The 367-nt window shown below is 48.2% G+C and carries 1 protein-coding gene; it reads left to right on the top strand.

The features are described 5' to 3' along the window. Positions 1–367 (top strand): isocitrate/isopropylmalate family dehydrogenase (locus tag CWC11_RS20695; protein WP_249330789.1); only part of this gene is annotated, 367 nt, incomplete at both ends.

Genomic DNA, 367 nt, shown 5'->3' with positions numbered 1-367 from the left:
CAGCTATTTTGTAATCTGCGTCCGGCGCAGCTATTGCCCGCATTGAGCGCCGCCTCTCCACTACGCAGTGACATTAGCCAGCAAGGTTTTGATATTTTATGCGTCCGTGAGCTTACTGGCGGGATTTATTTTGGCGAAAAAGGTCGCCAAGGTGATGGCGAAAGCGAGTCAGCGTTTGATACGCAAACCTATTCGCGCAAAGAAATCGAACGCATCGCCCGTTTTGCTTTTGATGCAGCGAGACTTAGAAGCAATCATGTGACTTCTGTAGATAAAGCCAACGTGCTGGCAACCAGTGTACTGTGGCGTGAAGTGGTCAATGAAGTCGCGAAAGAATACCCAGATGTGACGCTTGATCATATTTATA

The sequence above is a fragment of the Pseudoalteromonas sp. S3178 genome (assembly GCF_005886985.1).
Classification (GTDB): Bacteria; Pseudomonadota; Gammaproteobacteria; order Enterobacterales; family Alteromonadaceae; genus Pseudoalteromonas; species Pseudoalteromonas carrageenovora.
This window is presented reverse-complemented; position numbering and strand designations above follow the sequence as displayed.